Raw genomic sequence first — 17,627 nt, forward strand, 5'->3', positions numbered from 1 at the left:
CGTCAGCACCTCCCGAGTTCCAAGCGGCAGCGGACCATGTTCCAGATTCACCGCGCACCCTGGGCGCACTCCACCGAAGTAACCGCGGCCATCGCACCGGGAGATCACCAGCGTACGAACCTCTGGCCGCCCGGACCAGCCGATTTCGGCTGCGTGTGAAACGGCGAGGCCCGGTACCCCGAAGGGACACCGGGCCTCGCCGAAAGAGCTCGTCCTACAGACCGGCAGCCTTGCGCAGCGCCTCCACGCGGTCCGTCCGCTCCCACGTGAAGTCGGGCAGCTCGCGGCCGAAGTGGCCGTACGCGGCCGTCTGGGAGTAGATCGGGCGCAGCAGGTCGAGGTCGCGGATGATGGCCGCCGGGCGGAGGTCGAAGACCTCGGTGATGGCGGTCTCGATCTTCTCGGCGTCGACCTTGGCGGTGCCGAAGGTCTCGACGAACAGACCGACGGGCTCGGCCTTGCCGATGGCGTAGGCGACCTGGACCTCGCAGCGGGAGGCGAGGCCCGCGGCGACGACGTTCTTGGCCACCCAGCGCATCGCGTACGCGGCGGAGCGGTCGACCTTGGACGGGTCCTTGCCGGAGAAGGCGCCACCGCCGTGGCGGGCCATGCCGCCGTACGTGTCGATGATGATCTTGCGGCCGGTCAGGCCGGCGTCGCCCATCGGGCCGCCGATCTCGAAGCGGCCGGTCGGGTTGACCAGGAGCCGGTAGCCCTCGGTCTCCAGCTTGATGCCGTCGTCGAGGAGGGCCTTCAGCTCCGGCTCGACCACGAACTCGCGGATGTCGGGGGCCAGGAGCGAGTCCAGGTCGATGTCCGAAGCGTGCTGGGACGAGACCACGACCGTGTCCAGGCGGACCGCCTTGTCACCGTCGTACTCGATGGTGACCTGGGTCTTTCCGTCGGGACGGAGGTAGGGGATCGTGCCGTTCTTGCGGACCTCGGAGAGGCGGCGCGACAGGCGGTGCGCCAGGTGGATCGGAAGCGGCATCAGGTTCGGCGTCTCGTCGGTCGCGTAACCGAACATCAGGCCCTGGTCGCCCGCGCCCTGCCGGTCCAGCTCGTCGTCGTCGCCCTCGACCCGGTTCTCGTACGCCGTGTCGACGCCCTGCGCGATGTCCGGCGACTGCGAGCCGATGGACACGGAGACGCCACAGGACGCGCCGTCGAAGCCCTTCTTCGACGAGTCGTAGCCGATCTCGAGGATCTTGTCCCGCACGAGCTGGGCGATCGGCGCGTACGCCTTGGTCGTGACCTCGCCGGCCACGTGCACCAGGCCGGTTGTGATCAGCGTCTCCACGGCGACCCGGGACGTCGGGTCCTCTCGCAGAAGCGCGTCGAGAATGGTGTCGCTGATCTGGTCAGCGATCTTGTCGGGGTGACCCTCGGTCACGGACTCCGAGGTGAACAGGCGACGGGACACAACGCTCCCTGTGGTTGCAGCGGCTGCTGGCTGATCATTGGCGGACGGGACGGGAGCTGCGCCCGGCGTCGTCCGAGAACAGTTTATCGGTCGCGCTCGCCCGCAGGCCCCCTTGTCTCGCTTCTCGGAAGCGCTGTGACCTGCGGCACGGGCATTCTGCGCCATGACGATCGGTCTTCACCAGGTTCGTCACACCGTATTTCGCGCGGATGGAGGCGTCCGTTGCGGCGAATGAGACATTCACCGCAGGCGGCGTGTCACCAGGTCCCACACGGTCTCGGCCAAGGCTTCCTTGGGTCCGTACGGCACCGGGGTCTCACTGCCGTCGGCTCCGAGCACCACGGCCTCGTTCTCCTCGGAGCCGAACGTCTTGCGCTCCCCCACCTCGTTCACCACGAGGAGATCGCAGCCCTTGCGCTCCAGCTTCGTACGGCCATTGGCGAGGATGTCGTCCGTCTCGGCGGCGAAGCCGACCACGACTTGGCCGGGGCGCGGGCGGTCCGTCGAGATCTCCGCGAGGATGTCCGGATTGCGGATCAGAACGATCGGCTCCGGTTCCTGGCCGTCCTTCTTCTTGATCTTTCCGGCCGCGTACACGGCCGGGCGGAAGTCCGCCACCGCCGCGGCCATCACCACGGCGTCGGCGTCGGAGGCCGCCTTCAGCACCGCCTCGCGCAGTTGCACGGCCGTCCCGACCTGTACGACGTCCACCCCGGCCGGGTCCGGCAGTCCGGTGTTCGCGGCGATCAGGGTGACCCGGGCGCCGCGCGCGGCCGCCGTACGGGCGAGGGCGTATCCCTGCTTGCCGGAGGAGCGGTTGCCGAGGAAGCGGACCGGGTCGAGCGGCTCGCGCGTGCCGCCCGCGCTGATCACGACGTGACGGCCGGCCAGATCGGGCTCGGTCACGCCCCGCGCGAGCACCCGGCGGCAGATCTCGAAGATCTCGGCGGGCTCGGGCAACCGCCCCTTGCCGGTGTCGACGCCGGTCAGGCGGCCCACCGCGGGCTCGATGACCACGGCGCCGCGGCGGCGCAGTGCCGCCACGTTGTCCTGCGTGGCCGGGTGCTCCCACATCTCCGTGTGCATGGCGGGCGCGAAGACGACCGGACAGCGGGCGGTCAGCAAGGTGTTCGTGAGGAGGTCGTCGGCCAGGCCGTGGGCCGCCTTGGCGAGCATGTCGGCCGTCGCGGGAGCGACGACCACCAGGTCGGCCTGCTGCCCGATGCGGACGTGCGGGACCTCGTGGACGTCCGACCAGACCTCGGTGGACACGGGGTGGCCGGAGAGCGCGGACCAGGTGGCGGCGCCGACGAAGTGCAGCGCCGACTCGGTGGGGACGACCCGTACGTCATGACCGGACTCGGTCAAACGACGCAACAGCTCACAGGCCTTGTAAGCGGCGATGCCGCCGCTGACCCCCAGAACGACCTTCGGCTTGTCCACCGGGCCTCCCCAACACTCGAAAACGTACAACCCCATGACACACCACAGGCCCGACAGTCGCGCTGCCGGGCCTGGGATGAAGGAAAGAAGCGGTGACTACTGCGCGGGGCCCTCAACGGCCTCGGACGTCAGCAGACCCGCGTTGATCTCACGCAGGGCGATCGAAAGCGGCTTCTCGTGGACGTGGGTGTCGACGAGCGGACCGACGTACTCGAGGAGACCCTCGCCGAGCTGCGAGTAGTACGCGTTGATCTGACGGGCACGCTTGGCCGCGTAGATCACGAGGCTGTACTTCGAGTCGGTGGCCTCGAGGAGCTCGTCGATCGGAGGGTTGATGATGCCCTCGGGCGCGGTGATGGAAGAGGACACGCTTGGCCTTCCGAAAGGTGGGATTGATCAGTGAAGATCACACAACGTCCACCAAGGCTAGCAGCTCGCGCGCCACGTCCTCGACGGAGGTGTTGACCAGGGTGACATCGAACTCCGGCTCGGCCGCCAGCTCGATCTTGGCCGCCTCCAGGCGGCGCTCGATCACCTCGGGCGGTTCGGTGCCCCGCCCGGTGAGCCTGCGCACCAGCTCCTCCCAGGAGGGAGGGGCCAGGAACACGAGCAGGGCCTCCGGCATGGACTCACGGACCTGACGGGCCCCCTGAAGGTCGATCTCCAGGAGGACCGGCACACCCGCCTCCAGGTGCTCCAGGACGGCCTTGCGCGGCGTCCCGTAGCGGTTGCCGGCGAATTCGGCCCACTCCAGCAGCTCACCGTTGGCGATCAGCTTGTCCATCTCCTCGTCGGTGACGAAGAAGTAGTGGACTCCGTGCTTCTCACCGGGGCGCGGCTTACGGGTCGTCGCCGACACCGAGAGCCAGACCTCGGGGTGTTCCTTGCGCATATGGGCGACGACCGTGCTCTTGCCGACCCCTGAGGGGCCGGAGAGCACGGTCAGCCGCGGTCGTTCACTCATGCAGCGATTATTCCAGCAATCCCGGAGTGCCCAGGACTCAGGCGCCGGAGCCGCCGAACTCGCGCTCCAAGGAGGCGATCTGGTTCGAGCCGAGGCCGCGTACACGGCGGCTCTCGGAGATCCCGAGTCGCTCCATGATCTGCTTGGCGCGGACCTTGCCCACGCCCGGCAGGGACTCGAGGAGAGCGGAGACCTTCATCTTGCCGATGACGTCGTTCTCCTGGCCCTGCTTGATGACCTCGTGAAGGGAGGCGCCGGAGTGCTTGAGTCGATTCTTGACCTCGGCCCGCTCCCGGCGAGCCGCGGCGGCCTTTTCGAGCGCGGCTGCGCGCTGTTCAGGGGTAAGGGGCGGAAGAGCCACGCCTACGTCACCTCGGATGTCGAACTGTCGGATACGGACCGGTGAGGAACCTAGTCGCCCCACACCTGGGGAGCTACGAGCAACACGCTTGCCCGTTCTCCCCCACTGCCTTAAAAGCGTGGGAGGTGCCCCCACTCGACGGAGACTAGCGGGCAAGTCCGCCAGAGTCAGCGAGAACAGCGGAAAAGTCCTGGTCAGCCTCCCTGGAGTCGGACATTTCAGACATATTGCCCTGGATTTGAGGATGTATTCAGACTCAGGGCGCTCCGAAGACACTCATCCGAGGACTGTCGAGCGGCTGTCCGAGGACTCAGGAGATGGCCACGGCGGCCCTGATCTCCTCCGCGAAGCGCTCCGCGGACTCACGCAGCGCGACCGCGTCGGGACCGTGACGCAGAACACCCCGGCTCACGTTCGGGACGACATTGCGCACCGCCACGCCGAAGACACCCGCCAGATCGGCCGCCGTCGCCCCCTGGGCGCCGATTCCGGGCGCGAGGAGCGGTCCATTGATGTCCAGGTCGTACGAGGAGAGATCGCCCAGCGTGGCCCCGACGACCGCGCCGAAGGAGCCCAGCGGCGCCTCCCCCGCGTTCTCGGCGGCCAGGTGCCCGAGCATCGTCGCTCCGACGTTCCGGCCGTCCTCGCGGACCGCGTGCTGCACCTCGCCGCCCTCCGGGTTGGAGGTGAGCGCGAGGACGAAGAGCCCGGCCCCGCTCTCGCGCGCGAGTTCCACCGCGGGCTTCAGCGAGCCGTAGCCGAGGTACGGCGACACGGTCAGCGCGTCCGAGAAGAGCGGCGCGTCCTTGCGCAGGAAGGTCTCCGCGTACGCGGCCATGGTCGAACCGATGTCGCCGCGCTTGGCGTCCATCACGACCAGCGCGCCGGCCGCACGCGCCTCCTCGACCGACTTCTCCAGGACGGCGATCCCGCGCGATCCGAAGCGCTCGAAGAAGGCGCTCTGCGGCTTGAGGACGGCGACCCGGTCGGCCAGCGCCTCGACGACGGTGCGGCTGAAGCGCTCCAGGCCCGCGATGTCGTCGTTCAGGCCCCAGTCGGTGAGCAGGGAGGCGTGCGGGTCGATGCCCACGCACAGGGGGCCACGCTCGTCCATGGCGCGGCGAAGGCGTGCGCCAAAGGGTTCCAGACTCATGCGGACTTCCTCACGTCGGCGCCGACCGCGTCGGCGAGGCTGGCGTACGGGCTCGTGCGAAGGCGCGCGGCGAGCCCCTTGTGGATGGCGCGGCCCCAGAAGGGGCCCTCGTAGATGAAGGCGCTGTAGCCCTGGACCAGCGTGGCGCCGGCCAGGATGCGCTGCCAGGCGTCCTCGGCGTTCTCGATGCCGCCGACGCCCACCAGGGTGATCCGGTCGCCCACGCGCGCGTAGAGACGGCGCAGCACCTCCAGGGAGCGCGACTTCAGCGGCGCGCCGGAGAGTCCGCCGGTCTCCTTGACCAGAGAGGGTTCGGACTTCAAACCGAGTCCCTCGCGCGCGATGGTGGTGTTCGTCGCGATGATCCCGTCCAGGCCGAGCTCGACGGCCAGGTCGGCGACCGCGTCGATGTCCTCGTCCGCGAGATCGGGGGCGATCTTGACGAGCAGCGGCACGCGCCGGTCGGTCACGGCGCGGTCGGCGGCTTCGCGGACCGCGGTCAGCAGCGGTCGCAGCGACTCCGTGGCCTGGAGATTGCGCAGACCGGGCGTGTTCGGGGAGCTGACGTTGACCACGAGGTAGTCGGCGTGCGCGGCCAGCCGCTCGGTCGACTTCACGTAGTCGGCAGCGGCCTCGGCCTCCGGTACGACCTTGGTCTTGCCGATGTTGACGCCCACGACGGTCTTGAACACGGGCGTACGGGCCGCCAGGCGCTCGCAGACGGCCGCGGAGCCCTCGTTGTTGAACCCCATGCGGTTGATCAGCGCGCGGTCCGGCACAAGGCGGAACAGGCGCTTCTTGGGGTTGCCGGGCTGCGGCTCCCCCGTGACCGTGCCGATCTCGATGTGGTCGAAGCCGAGCATCGACATCCCGTCGATGGCGACGGCGTTCTTGTCGAAGCCCGCCGCGAGCCCGAAGGGGCCGTGCATCCGCAGCCCGAACGCCTCGGTGCGCAGCTCCTTGTAGCGGGGCGCGAGGGCGGCGGCGATGAAGGTGCGCAGGACGGGGATGCGGACGGCGAGCCGGATCCAGCGGAAGGCGAGGTGGTGCGCCTGCTCGGGGTCCATCCGCTTGAAGACGAGGTTGAAGAAGAGTTTGTACATCTCAGTGTCCTCTTGAAGCTCATGAGCCTCATGAAGAGGGGGACACCGTTTCCGATGTCCCCCTCAGGGCTGCTAGTCGCGGGCCGCGGTCAGATGCTCGGCGTGTTCCTGGAGTGAACGCACGCCCACGTCACCGTGGTTGAGCGCGTCGATGCCCTGGACGGCGGCGGCGAGCGCCTGGACCGTCGTCAGGCACGGCACGGACCGGGCCACGGCGGCCGTACGGATCTCGTAGCCGTCGAGGCGGCCACCGGTGCCGTACGGCGTGTTGACGATGAGGTCGACCAGGCCGTCGTGGATGAGCTGGACGATGGTCTTCTCACCGTTCGGGCCCTCGCCCTCGCTCTGCTTGCGCACGACCGTGGCGTTGATGCCGTTGCGCTTGAGCACCTCGGCGGTGCCGGACGTGGCGAGCAACTCGAACCCGTGCGCGACGAGTTCACGCGCCGGGAAGATCATCGAGCGCTTGTCGCGGTTGGCGACGGAGATGAACGCGCGGCCCTTGGTCGGCAGCGGACCGTACGCGCCCGCCTGCGACTTGGCGTACGCCGTCCCGAACACCGAGTCGATGCCCATGACTTCACCCGTGGAACGCATCTCCGGGCCGAGCACCGTGTCGACACCGCGTCCGTGAATGTCACGGAAGCGCGACCACGGCATGACGGCCTCCTTGACGGAGATCGGCGCGTCGAGCGGCAGCGTGCCACCGTCACCGCCCGCGGGCAGCAGCCCCTCCGCCCGCAGTTCGGCGATGGTCGCGCCGAGAGAGATCCGGGCCGCGGCCTTGGCGAGCGGCACCGCGGTCGCCTTCGAGGTGAAGGGCACGGTGCGCGAGGCGCGCGGGTTGGCTTCGAGGACGTACAGGATGTCGCCGGCCATCGCGAACTGGATGTTGATCAGTCCGCGCACGCCCACTCCGCGCGCGATGGCTTCCGTGGACGCCCGCAGCCGCTTGATGTCGAACCCGCCGAGCGTGATCGGCGGCAGCGCGCACGCCGAGTCGCCGGAGTGAATGCCGGCCTCCTCGATGTGCTCCATCACGCCGCCGAGGTAGAGCTCCTCGCCGTCGTACAGGGCGTCGACGTCGATCTCGATCGCGTCGTCGAGGAACCGGTCGACCAAGACGGGCCGGGAGGAGCTGATCTCGGTCGACTCGGCGATGTACGAGGACAGCCGCGTCTCGTCGTACACGATCTCCATGCCGCGCCCGCCGAGCACGTACGAGGGCCGTACGAGGACGGGGTAGCCGATCTCGTCGGCGATGGCCTTGGCCTCGGCGAAGGTGGTGGCGGTGCCGTGCTTGGGCGCCGGGAGACCCGCCTCCGCGAGGACCCGCCCGAAGGCGCCGCGGTCCTCGGCGGCGTGGATGGCCTCGGGCGAGGTACCCACGACCGGCACGCCGTTGTCCTTGAGCGCCTGCGACAGGCCCAGCGGGGTCTGTCCGCCGAGCTGGACGATGACACCCGCGATCGGACCGGCCAGCGACTCCGCGTGGACGATCTCCAGTACATCTTCCAGCGTCAGCGGCTCGAAGTACAGGCGGTCGGAGGTGTCGTAGTCCGTGGAGACGGTCTCGGGGTTGCAGTTGACCATCACGGTCTCGTAGCCCGCGTCGCTGAGCGCGAACGAGGCGTGGACGCAGGAGTAGTCGAACTCGATGCCCTGGCCGATACGGTTCGGGCCGGAGCCCAGGATGATCACCGCGGGCTTCTCGCGGGGCGCGACCTCCGTCTCCTCGTCGTAGGAGGAGTAGAAGTACGGCGTCTTGGCCGCGAACTCGGCGGCGCACGTGTCGACCGTCTTGTACACCGGGCGCACGCCCAGCGCATGCCGCACCTCGCGCACGACGTCCTCGCGCAGCCCGCGGATCTCGGCGATCTGCACGTCGGAGAAGCCGTGGCGCTTGGCCTCCGCCAGCAGCTCGGGGTCGAGCTTGTCGGCGGCGGCCAGCTCGTCCGCGATCTCCTTGATCAGGAACAGCTGGTCGACGAACCACGGGTCGATCTTCGTCGCCTCGAAGACCTCGTCGGGCGTGGCGCCGGCGCGGATGGCCTGCATGACGGAGTTGATGCGCCCGTCGGTCGGCCGTACGGCCTCTTCGAGGAGGAGCTTCTTGTCGCCGGGCTCGCCCACGAACGTGAACTGCGAGCCCTTCTTCTCCAGCGACCGCAGCGCCTTCTGCAGCGCCTCGGTGAAGTTGCGGCCGATCGCCATGGCCTCGCCGACCGACTTCATGGTGGTCGTCAGGGTGGAGTCGGCGGACGGGAACTTCTCGAAGGCGAAGCGCGGGGCCTTCACGACCACGTAGTCGAGCGTCGGCTCGAAGGAGGCCGGGGTCTTCTCCGTGATGTCGTTCGGGATCTCGTCGAGCGTGTAGCCGACGGCGAGCTTCGCGGCGATCTTGGCGATCGGGAAGCCGGTCGCCTTGGAGGCGAGGGCCGAGGAGCGCGACACGCGAGGGTTCATCTCGATGACGATCACGCGACCGTCCTCGGGGTTCACCGCGAACTGGATGTTGCAGCCACCCGTGTCCACGCCGACCTCGCGGATGACCGCGATGCCGATGTCGCGCAGGATCTGGTACTCGCGGTCGGTGAGCGTCATCGCCGGGGCGACGGTGATCGAGTCACCGGTGTGTACGCCCATCGGGTCGAAGTTCTCGATGGAGCAGACGACCACGACGTTGTCGTGCTTGTCGCGCATCAGCTCCAGCTCGTACTCCTTCCAGCCGAGGATGGACTCCTCGAGGAGCACCTCGGTGGTCGGCGAGAGCGTGAGGCCCTGACCGGCGATGCGGCGCAGTTCCTCCTCGTCGTGCGCGAAGCCGGAGCCGGCGCCGCCCATAGTGAAGGAGGGGCGGACGACGACCGGATAGCCGCCGAGCGTCTCGACGCCCTTGAGCACGTCGTCCATGGAGTGGCAGATGACGGACTTGGCGGACTCGCCGTGCCCGATCTTCTGGTTCACCGCCTCCACGACGTCCTTGAAGAGGTCGCGGTCCTCGCCCTTGTTGATGGCCTCGACGTTGGCGCCGATGAGCTCGACGCCGTACTTCTCGAGAGTCCCGGCCTTGTGCAGCGAGATGGCGGTGTTGAGCGCCGTCTGGCCACCCAGGGTGGGCAGGAGCGCATCCGGGCGCTCCTTGGCGATGATCTTCTCGACGAACTCCGGGGTGATCGGCTCGACGTACGTCGCGTCGGCGATCTCCGGGTCGGTCATGATCGTCGCCGGATTGGAGTTGACCAGGATGACCCTCAGGCCCTCGGCGCGCAGGATGCGGCACGCCTGGGTGCCCGAGTAGTCGAACTCGGCGGCCTGGCCGATGACGATCGGGCCGGAGCCGATGACCAGGACGGACTGGATATCGGTGCGCTTAGGCACGCTGGCCCTCCAACAGGGATACGAAGCGGTCGAACAGGTAGGCGGCGTCGTGCGGGCCCGCTGCCGCTTCGGGGTGGTACTGGACGCTGAAGGCCGGCTGGTCGAGCAGCTGGAGGCCCTCCACCACGTTGTCGTTCAGGCAGACGTGGGAGACCTCGGCGCGGCCGTAGGGGGTGTCGGACACCTTGTCGAGCGGGGCGTCGACGGCGAAGCCGTGGTTGTGCGCGGTGACCTCGACCTTGCCGGTCGTGCGGTCCTGCACCGGCTGGTTGATGCCGCGGTGGCCGTACTTCAGCTTGTACGTGCCGAAGCCGAGCGCGCGGCCCAGGATCTGGTTGCCGAAGCAGATGCCGAAGAGCGGCGTCTTGCGCGAGAGCACTTCCTGCATGACCGCGACAGGACCGTCGGCGGTGGCCGGGTCACCCGGGCCGTTGGAGAAGAACACGCCGTCGGGGTTCACGGCGTACACGTCCTCGGCCGTGGCCGTCGCGGGCAGCACGTGCACCTCGATGCCACGCTCGGCCATGCGGTGCGGGGTCATGCCCTTGATGCCCAGGTCGACGGCGGCGACGGTGAAGCGCTTCTCGCCGATCGCGGGGACGACGTACGTCTCCTTGGTGGCGACCTCGGCTGCGAGGTTCGCGCCCTTCATCTCGGGGGCCTGGCGCACCTCGGCGAGCATGGTGCCCTCGTCGGGCAGCGCGTTGCCGGAGAAGATGCCGACGCGCATGGCGCCGCGCTCGCGCAGGTGGCGGGTCAGCGCACGCGTGTCGATGCCGCTGATGCCGACGACGCCCTGGTGGCGGAGCTCCTCGTCCAGCGAGCGCTTGGCGCGCCAGTTGGAGGGCACGCGCGCGGGGTCACGTACGACATAGCCGGAGACCCAGATGCGCTGCGACTCGGGGTCCTCGTCGTTGACGCCGGTGTTACCGACGTGCGGGGCGGTCATCACGACGACCTGGCGGTGGTACGACGGGTCGGTGAGGGTCTCCTGGTAGCCGGTCATGCCGGTGGAGAACACCGCTTCGCCGAAGGTCTCCCCCACGGCCCCGTAGGCACGGCCGCGGAAGAACCGGCCGTCCTCCAGGACGAGTACGGCGGGAACCTTGGCAGCTCCCCTGGTGGAGGTCGTCATCGCGCGCCTTCCGTGTCGTTGCTCTTGTTGATCATGCTGTTCAGGGTGTCGACCCACTCGTTGTGCTCGGCCGCGCGGTCCGAGCGGAAGCCGGAGTCGAGCAGCTTGTCGCCGTGCGCCCAGGTGACGACGAGGAGTCCGCCCTCGGTGAGGACCTTGCCGGCGATGCCCTTGTCGAGCCGGGCCTCGCGCAGGGCCGCGAGAGGCACGAAGAAGTCGGTCGCTCCCGGGCGTACGACATCCAGGCCCGCCTCCGTCAGAGTCAGCTCGACCCGGCTGCGGGTGCCCAGGCCGTGCGCCACGATGCGGTCGAGCCACTGCCCTGCGGTGGTGGAGCCGTGGTAGCGGCCGCTCATGCTCAGTTTCGCCGGGCCGAGGTCTTCTGGCGCGGTAAGCAGCTCGGGCAGGTCACCCTGGAGAGTGGCGCGCCACTTCCAGCCCTCGCGCATCAGCCAGTAGACGAGCACGACGAAGAGGGTGAGCCCGACGAGCCAGCCGATCCGGCCGGCCCAGTCGGTCACGGGCGCCGACTTCTGTTCGGCGGCCATCGAGATGAGAGGTGTCACGCGAGCTTCCCGTCGACGAGGGTGGCCTTGCCCCGCAGCCAGGTGTGCGTGACCCGGCCCGGCAGCTCACGGCCCTCGTAGGGGGTGTTGCGGCTGCGCGAGGCGAAGCCCGCGGGGTCCACGGCCCCACGGTATGCCGTGTCGACCAGCGTGAGGTTCGCGGGCTCACCTGCCGAGACGGGACGGCCGTGGCCCGCGGCCCGGCCGATCCGGGCGGGCTTGACGGACATACGGTCGGCGACGCCGGCCCAGTCGAGCAGGCCGGTCTCGACCATCGTCTGCTGGACGACGGACAGCGCGGTTTCGAGGCCCACCATGCCCATGGCGGCCGCGGCCCACTCGCAGTCCTTGTCCTCGTGCGGGTGCGGCGCGTGGTCGGTGGCGACGATGTCGATCGTGCCGTCGGCGAGCGCCTCGCGCAGCGCCATGACGTCACGCTCGGTGCGCAGCGGCGGGTTGACCTTGTAGACCGGGTTGTATGTGCGCACCAGCTCGTCGGTGAGGAGGAGGTGGTGCGGGGTGACCTCGGCGGTGACGTCGATGCCCCGGGACTTGGCCCAGCGCACGATCTCGACCGAACCGGCCGTCGACAGGTGGCAGATGTGGACGCGCGAGCCGACGTGCTCGGCGAGCAGGACATCCCGGGCGATGATCGATTCCTCGGCCACCGCGGGCCATCCGCCGAGCCCCAGCTCGGCGGAGACGACGCCCTCGTTCATCTGGGCGCCCTCGGTGAGGCGGGGCTCCTGCGCGTGCTGCGCGACGACACCGCCGAAGGCCTTCACATACTCCAGCGCGCGGCGCATGATCACCGCGTCGTCCACACACTTGCCGTCGTCCGAGAAGACCGTGACGCCGGCCGCCGACTCGTGCATCGCGCCCAGCTCGGCGAGCTTCTTGCCCTCCAGGCCGACGGTGACGGCGCCGATCGGCTGCACGTCGCAATAGCCGTGCTCCTGGCCGAGCCGGTAGACCTGCTCGACCACACCGGCGGTGTCGGCGACCGGGAAGGTGTTGGCCATGGCGAACACGGCCGTGTAGCCACCGCTCGCCGCCGCCCGCGTGCCGGTCAGCACGGTCTCGGAGTCCTCGCGGCCCGGCTCACGCAGATGCGTGTGCAGGTCGACGAGCCCCGGAAGGAGCACCTTGCCGTTGGCCTCGACGACCTCGGCCCCGTCGGCGCTGAGACCGACACCCACCTCCGCGATCGTCCGACCGTCGATCAGGACGTCCTGCGGCTCGCCCCCGAGCACCTTCGCACCACGGATAAGGATCTTGCTCATGGTTCTTACTTCTCCTCGGTACGGGTGTGGGTGACGGCGGGCTCGTTGCCGCCAAGGAGCAGGTACAGGACGGCCATCCGGATCGAGACGCCGTTGGCGACCTGCTCGACGACGGTGCAGCGCTCGGAGTCGGCGACCTCGGCGGTGATCTCCATGCCGCGGACCATCGGGCCGGGGTGCATCACGATGGCGTGCTCGGGCATCCGCGCCATGCGGTCGCCGTCGAGGCCGTAGCGCCGCGAGTACTCGCGCTCGGTGGGGAAGAACGCCGCGTTCATCCGCTCGCGCTGCACGCGCAGCATCATCACCGCGTCGGACTTGGAGAGCGTGCTGTCCAGGTCGTACGAGATCTCGCAGGGCCAGGTCTCGACGCCGACCGGCACCAGGGTCGGCGGAGCGACGAGGGTGACCTCGGCGCCGAGGGTGTGCAGCAGATCGACGTTCGAGCGGGCGACCCGGCTGTGCAGGATGTCGCCGACGATCGTGATGCGCTTGCCGGACAGGTCCTGCCCTATCCCGGCGTCCCGGCCGACCAGGCGGCGGCGCATGGTGAAGGCGTCGAGCAGGGCCTGCGTGGGGTGCTGGTGGGTGCCGTCGCCGGCGTTGATGACGACGGCGTCGATCCAGCCGGAGGTGGCGAGCCGGTACGGGGCACCGGAGGCGCCGTGCCGGATGACGACGGCGTCGACACCCATGGCTTCGAGCGTCTGGGCGGTGTCCTTCAGGGACTCGCCCTTGGAGACGCTCGATCCCTTGGCGGTGAAGTTGATGACGTCCGCGGAGAGGCGCTTCTCGGCGGCTTCGAAAGAGATCCGGGTGCGGGTCGAGTCCTCGAAGAAGAGGTTGACGACGGTGCGACCGCGCAGGGTCGGCAGCTTTTTGATCGGCCGGTCGGCGACCCGGGCCATCTCCTCGGCGGTGTCGAGGATCAGGACGGCGTCGTCGCGAGTGAGGTCGGCGGCCGAGATGAGATGACGCTGCATCTGTCAGGCTCCGTAAGGCAGTTCAGTTCGGGAGGATTCGGGCAGGCAGAGCGTGCTCAGGGGCGTACGACAGCGGCGTACGCCGGAGGGCTACTGCTGTGCGTCCGAGGAGGTCCGCTTCGCACCGAGCAGCACGGTGTCGCGACCGTCCTCCTCGGCGAGCTGGACCTTGACCGTCTCCCGCAACGACGTGGGGAGGTTCTTGCCGACGTAGTCGGCGCGGATGGGCAGTTCGCGGTGACCGCGGTCGACGAGGACCGCGAGCTGCACGGCGCGCGGGCGGCCGATGTCGTTCAGCGCGTCGAGCGCCGCGCGAATGGTGCGGCCGGAGAAGAGCACGTCGTCGACGAGGACGACCAGGCGGCCGTCGATGCCGTCACCGGGAATCTCGGTGCGGGCCAGCGCACGCGGCGGATGCATGCGCAGGTCGTCGCGGTACATGGTGATGTCGAGGGAGCCGACCGGGATCTTGCGGTCGGTGATCTCTTCGAGCTTGTCGGCCAGCCTGCGGGCCAGGAAGACGCCTCGGGTCGGAATGCCGAGGAGCACCACGTCGTCCGCGCCCTTGGCGCGCTCGACGATCTCGTGGGCGATGCGGGTCAGCACCCGCGCGATGTCGGGGGCTTCGAGAACGGGCCGCGCATCGGCTTCGTAACTCTGCTTGTCCTGCTCTGTGTCCATACGAAACGGACCTCCTTCTCCGCCTCACGGGACGGATCATTAAAGGACGTCGGAATTGCGCCATCCACGGTACCAGCCCGACAACGCGCCTGATCACCCCCCTTCAAGCCACCGCCGGTGACTCCCACGCAAGGGTCGGTCCGGACCATTCGGCTTGACGGGGAAGAGTAACGCTGCGTAACCTCACTGTGAGTCACAAGAGTCACCAGCCGCGCGGCGGAGCCGCACGTTGATACAGCGTCCGGGGAGCTATATGTCCAGCGAATACGCCAAACAGCTCGGGGCCAAGCTCCGCGCCATCCGCACCCAGCAGGGCCTTTCCCTCCACGGCGTAGAGGAGAAGTCCCAGGGACGCTGGAAGGCGGTCGTGGTCGGTTCATACGAACGCGGCGACCGCGCCGTCACCGTGCAGCGCCTCGCGGAGCTGGCGGACTTCTACGGGGTCCCGGTGCAGGAGCTGCTGCCGGGCACCACGCCGGGCGGGGCCGCCGAGCCGCCGCCGAAGCTGGTCCTGGACCTGGAGCGGCTGGCCCACGTGCCGGCCGAGAAGGCGGGTCCTCTCCAGCGTTACGCGGCGACGATCCAGTCCCAGCGCGGTGACTACAACGGCAAGGTGCTGTCGATCCGCCAGGACGACCTGCGCACCCTCGCCGTCATCTACGACCAGTCGCCCTCGGTCCTCACCGAGCAGCTGATCAGCTGGGGCGTCCTTGACGCGGACGCGCGCCGCGCTGTCTCCCACGACGAGGGCTGACCCCTTCGGGCAACTCAGCAGAAACGTGCCGCCGGGGTGGCCGGAATTTCATGGTTCCGCCCACCCCGGCGGCTTTCTGCGCGCCTCGGGAGCCTCAGCGGTACGGGAACGCCGGAGGGCCCGCAGCGTCCGCTGCGGGCCCTCCGTGACGGCTTCTGGGGGCGGAGCCAACGGTTCCCCTGTTCACACCCGCCCTCCCAGCGGAGCGCCTACGCCTCGTCCCGGCGGAGCGACGGCTTCAGGTCCTTCAGCCGGCCCAGCAGGCCGTTCACGAACGAGGGCGACTCGTCCGTGGAGAACTCCTTCGCCAACTGCACCGCCTCGTCGAGCACCACGGCGTCCGGGGTCTCGTCGACCCAGATCAGCTCGTAGGCACCGAGGCGCAGGATGTTGCGGTCGACGACCGGCATCCTGTCCAGCGTCCAGCCGACGGCGTACTGCGCCAGCAGCTCGTCGATCCGGGCCGCCTTCTTGGCGTAGCCCTCGACCAGCTGCATCGTGTACTCGCTCACCGGCGGCTGCCGGGTGTCGGTCCGGGAGTGCCGGATCCAGTCCGCGAGGACCGTCAGGACGTCCACGCCGCGCTGGTCGCCCTCGAAGAGGATCTGGAAGGCGCGCTTGCGGGCCGTGTTGCGGGCAGCCACGGTTAGCTGTTCACCCGGCCGAGGTAGTCGCTGGTGCGGGTGTCGACCTTGATCTTCTCACCGGTGGTGATGAAGAGCGGGACCTGGATCTGGTGGCCGGTCTCCAGGGTGGCGGGCTTGGTGCCACCGGTGGAGCGGTCGCCCTGGACGCCCGGCTCGGTCTCCTGGACGACGAGCTCGACGGCGGCCGGCAGCTCGACGAAGAGCACCTCGCCCTCGTGCTGCGCGACGGTGGCGGTGAAGCCCTCGATCAGGAAGTTGGCGGCGTCGCCGACGGCCTTGCGGTCGACCATGAGCTGGTCGTAGGTCTCCATGTCCATGAAGACGAAGTACTCGCCGTCCATGTACGAGAACTGCATGTCGCGCTTGTCGACAGTGGCCGTCTCGACCTTGACGCCAGCGTTGAACGTCTTGTCGACGACCTTGCCGGAGAGCACGTTCTTGAGCTTGGTGCGCACGAAGGCAGGGCCCTTGCCGGGCTTGACGTGCTGGAACTCGACGACGGACCAGAGCTGGCCGCCTTCGAGCTTGAGCACCAGGCCGTTCTTGAGGTCGTTCGTGGAAGCCACGGTTGCGGAATCTCCTGGACTGACGTGGACGACCCCGGCGCACGCGCGTAGCTCGAAAAGCTAGAGCGCGAGCAGCTCCTTGGTCGTGATGGTGAGTAGCTCGGGTCCGCCGTCCGCCTCAGGGCGTACGACGAGCGTGTCATCGATCCGGACACCGCCCCGGCCCGGGAGGTGGACCCCCGGTTCGACGGTGACCGGCACGCAAGCGTCCAGTTTACCCATGGCCGCGGGGGCCAGCTGCGGGTCCTCGTCGATTTCGAGCCCCACACCGTGCCCGGTCAGCGGTGGAAGACCTTCCGCATAGCCCGCGGAGTCCAGTACCTGGCGGGCCGCACGGTCCACGTCACGGTAGGCGGCGCCGGGCGCCAGCGACTCACGTCCGGCGCGCTGGGCGGCGAAGACGAGGTCGTACAACTCGATCTGCCAGTCGGCGGGCGAGGTGCCGATCACGAAGGTACGGCCGATCTCGCAGCGGTAGCCGCGATAGGTCGCGCCCAGGCAGACGGAGAGGAAGTCGCCCTCCTCGACCCGCCGGTCGGTGGGCCGGTGGCCGCGCCGCCCCGAGTTCGGGCCGGTGCCGACCGAGGTCGCGAAGGCAGGGCCGTCGGCGCCGTGGTCGACGAGGCGGCGCTCCAGCTCCAGCGCGAGATGGCGTTCCGTACGGCCGACCAGGATGGATTCGAGGAGCTCGCCCAGGGCCTGGTCGGCGATCTCGGCGCCGATCCGCAGACAGGAGATCTCCTCCTCGTCCTTGATCACCCGCAACTGTTCCACCGCACCGCCCAGGTCGCCGAGGCGCAGCCGTGGCGCCACCGAGCCGATGGCGCGGTGCCGGGTCACGGTCAGGTGGTGCTCCTCGACCGCGAGGGACTCGGCGCCCTGGGCCGCGGCGACATCGGCGGCGGCGACGGCGGCATCACCGCCGGCGCGCGGCAGCACCTGCACGCGCAGCGCCTCGTCAGGGCGTCCTTCGTCGGCCTCGCCGCTCGGCGGGCCGACGCACAGCAGCAGATCCTCACCCCTGCCCAACAGGAGCACGGCACCCCGCGGGGCCGCGCCGGCGAGATACCTCACGTTGGCGGGGCGGGTGACGAGCGCCGTCGCACTGCCGCCCGCCGTACAGCGCTCTCGGACCCGCTCTCTGCGGGCCGCGTAGACCTCTGGCATGAAACGAGCCTACGAGC

At 69.2% G+C, this 17,627-nt stretch carries 17 protein-coding genes; 1 reads left to right on the forward strand and 16 read right to left on the reverse strand.

What is annotated here, in order from left to right; genetic code table 11:
• Positions 1-214: 214 nt before the first annotated feature.
• The 13 genes from metK to pyrR all read right to left on the reverse strand — a co-directional run bounded on the left by metK (position 215) and on the right by pyrR (position 14,476).
• Positions 215-1,423: a methionine adenosyltransferase gene (gene metK / locus ACZ4RZ_RS45580; RefSeq protein ID WP_467753467.1), complete on the reverse strand. Its 1,209-nt coding sequence runs from the start codon at positions 1,421-1,423 to the stop codon at positions 215-217.
• 240 nt (positions 1,424-1,663) lie between these two features.
• The gene (gene coaBC / locus ACZ4RZ_RS45585) at positions 1,664-2,866 is read right to left on the reverse strand and encodes a bifunctional phosphopantothenoylcysteine decarboxylase/phosphopantothenate--cysteine ligase CoaBC (protein ID WP_467753468.1); all 1,203 of its coding nucleotides are present in this window, start codon (positions 2,864-2,866) and stop codon (positions 1,664-1,666) included.
• A gap of 96 nt (positions 2,867-2,962) precedes the next feature.
• Positions 2,963-3,235 (reverse strand): DNA-directed RNA polymerase subunit omega, encoded by a 273-nt coding sequence (gene rpoZ / locus ACZ4RZ_RS45590; RefSeq protein WP_003982715.1) that lies wholly within the window; start codon positions 3,233-3,235, stop codon positions 2,963-2,965.
• 37 nt (positions 3,236-3,272) lie between these two features.
• Complete coding sequence (gene gmk, locus ACZ4RZ_RS45595) at positions 3,273-3,830, reverse strand: guanylate kinase (protein WP_467753469.1); 558 nt, start codon at positions 3,828-3,830, stop codon at positions 3,273-3,275.
• Between the two features lie 37 nt (positions 3,831-3,867).
• Positions 3,868-4,191 (reverse strand): integration host factor, encoded by a 324-nt coding sequence (locus ACZ4RZ_RS45600; RefSeq protein ID WP_016638838.1) that lies wholly within the window; start codon positions 4,189-4,191, stop codon positions 3,868-3,870.
• Positions 4,192-4,501: 310 nt separating this feature from the next.
• A complete protein-coding gene (gene pyrF, locus ACZ4RZ_RS45605) occupies positions 4,502-5,344 on the reverse strand; it encodes an orotidine-5'-phosphate decarboxylase (protein WP_467753470.1) in 843 nt (280 codons plus the stop codon).
• A complete protein-coding gene (locus ACZ4RZ_RS45610) occupies positions 5,341-6,447 on the reverse strand; it encodes a quinone-dependent dihydroorotate dehydrogenase (RefSeq protein ID WP_467753471.1) in 1,107 nt (368 codons plus the stop codon). Before ACZ4RZ_RS45610 ends, pyrF begins: the two co-directional genes overlap by 4 nt.
• 72 nt (positions 6,448-6,519) lie before the next feature.
• Positions 6,520-9,828, reverse strand: coding sequence for a carbamoyl-phosphate synthase large subunit (gene carB, locus ACZ4RZ_RS45615; RefSeq protein WP_467753472.1), 3,309 nt, complete (start codon positions 9,826-9,828; stop codon positions 6,520-6,522).
• Positions 9,821-10,963 (reverse strand): glutamine-hydrolyzing carbamoyl-phosphate synthase small subunit, encoded by a 1,143-nt coding sequence (carA, locus tag ACZ4RZ_RS45620; protein ID WP_467753473.1) that lies wholly within the window; start codon positions 10,961-10,963, stop codon positions 9,821-9,823. The genes carB and carA overlap by 8 nt, the downstream gene beginning before the upstream one ends.
• On the reverse strand, positions 10,960-11,511 hold the full coding sequence (locus ACZ4RZ_RS45625; protein WP_467753485.1) for a PH-like domain-containing protein: 552 nt from the start codon (positions 11,509-11,511) through the stop codon (positions 10,960-10,962). Before ACZ4RZ_RS45625 ends, carA begins: the two co-directional genes overlap by 4 nt.
• A gap of 14 nt (positions 11,512-11,525) precedes the next feature.
• Complete coding sequence (locus ACZ4RZ_RS45630; RefSeq protein WP_467753474.1) at positions 11,526-12,812, reverse strand: dihydroorotase; 1,287 nt, start codon at positions 12,810-12,812, stop codon at positions 11,526-11,528.
• Between the two features lie 5 nt (positions 12,813-12,817).
• The gene (locus ACZ4RZ_RS45635; RefSeq protein WP_467753475.1) at positions 12,818-13,795 is read right to left on the reverse strand and encodes an aspartate carbamoyltransferase catalytic subunit; all 978 of its coding nucleotides are present in this window, start codon (positions 13,793-13,795) and stop codon (positions 12,818-12,820) included.
• A gap of 90 nt (positions 13,796-13,885) precedes the next feature.
• Positions 13,886-14,476, reverse strand: a complete 591-nt coding sequence (pyrR, locus tag ACZ4RZ_RS45640) for a bifunctional pyr operon transcriptional regulator/uracil phosphoribosyltransferase PyrR (RefSeq protein ID WP_399076288.1) — start codon at positions 14,474-14,476, stop codon at positions 13,886-13,888.
• Between the two features lie 253 nt (positions 14,477-14,729).
• Here pyrR and bldD point away from each other — a divergent pair, with 253 nt between their 5' ends.
• Positions 14,730-15,230, forward strand: a complete 501-nt coding sequence (gene bldD, locus ACZ4RZ_RS45645) for a transcriptional regulator BldD (protein ID WP_067366005.1) — start codon at positions 14,730-14,732, stop codon at positions 15,228-15,230.
• Positions 15,231-15,439: 209 nt separating this feature from the next.
• Here the strand turns inward: bldD and nusB are convergent, their stop codons facing one another.
• The 3 genes from nusB to ACZ4RZ_RS45660 are packed head-to-tail and all read right to left on the reverse strand — an operon-like array spanning position 15,440 to position 17,610.
• On the reverse strand, positions 15,440-15,874 hold the full coding sequence (nusB, locus tag ACZ4RZ_RS45650) for a transcription antitermination factor NusB (protein ID WP_189188034.1): 435 nt from the start codon (positions 15,872-15,874) through the stop codon (positions 15,440-15,442).
• Positions 15,875-15,876: 2 nt separating this feature from the next.
• On the reverse strand, positions 15,877-16,443 hold the full coding sequence (gene efp / locus ACZ4RZ_RS45655; protein ID WP_037742222.1) for an elongation factor P: 567 nt from the start codon (positions 16,441-16,443) through the stop codon (positions 15,877-15,879).
• Positions 16,444-16,503: 60 nt separating this feature from the next.
• Complete coding sequence (locus ACZ4RZ_RS45660; RefSeq protein WP_467753476.1) at positions 16,504-17,610, reverse strand: M24 family metallopeptidase; 1,107 nt, start codon at positions 17,608-17,610, stop codon at positions 16,504-16,506.
• Between the last annotated feature and the right edge of the window lie 17 nt (positions 17,611-17,627).

It is taken from the genome of Streptomyces sp. NPDC027189 (genome assembly GCF_055566975.1).

Bases quoted from the DNA above. Each gene is read 5' to 3' on its own strand.
- gmk (WP_467753469.1), bottom strand. From the start codon at position 3,830: ATGAGTGAACGACCGCGGCTGACCGTGCTCTCCGGCCCCTCAGGGGTC.
- pyrF (WP_467753470.1), bottom strand. From the start codon at position 5,344: ATGAGTCTGGAACCCTTTGGCGCACGCCTTCGCCGCGCCATGGACGAG.
- ACZ4RZ_RS45610 (WP_467753471.1), bottom strand. From the start codon at position 6,447: ATGTACAAACTCTTCTTCAACCTCGTCTTCAAGCGGATGGACCCCGAG.
- carA (WP_467753473.1), bottom strand. From the start codon at position 10,963: ATGACGACCTCCACCAGGGGAGCTGCCAAGGTTCCCGCCGTACTCGTC.
- ACZ4RZ_RS45625 (WP_467753485.1), bottom strand. From the start codon at position 11,511: ATGGCCGCCGAACAGAAGTCGGCGCCCGTGACCGACTGGGCCGGCCGG.
- ACZ4RZ_RS45630 (WP_467753474.1), bottom strand. From the start codon at position 12,812: ATGAGCAAGATCCTTATCCGTGGTGCGAAGGTGCTCGGGGGCGAGCCG.
- ACZ4RZ_RS45635 (WP_467753475.1), bottom strand. From the start codon at position 13,795: ATGCAGCGTCATCTCATCTCGGCCGCCGACCTCACTCGCGACGACGCC.
- pyrR (WP_399076288.1), bottom strand. From the start codon at position 14,476: ATGGACACAGAGCAGGACAAGCAGAGTTACGAAGCCGATGCGCGGCCC.
- bldD (WP_067366005.1), top strand. From the start codon at position 14,730: ATGTCCAGCGAATACGCCAAACAGCTCGGGGCCAAGCTCCGCGCCATC.
- ACZ4RZ_RS45660 (WP_467753476.1), bottom strand. From the start codon at position 17,610: ATGCCAGAGGTCTACGCGGCCCGCAGAGAGCGGGTCCGAGAGCGCTGT.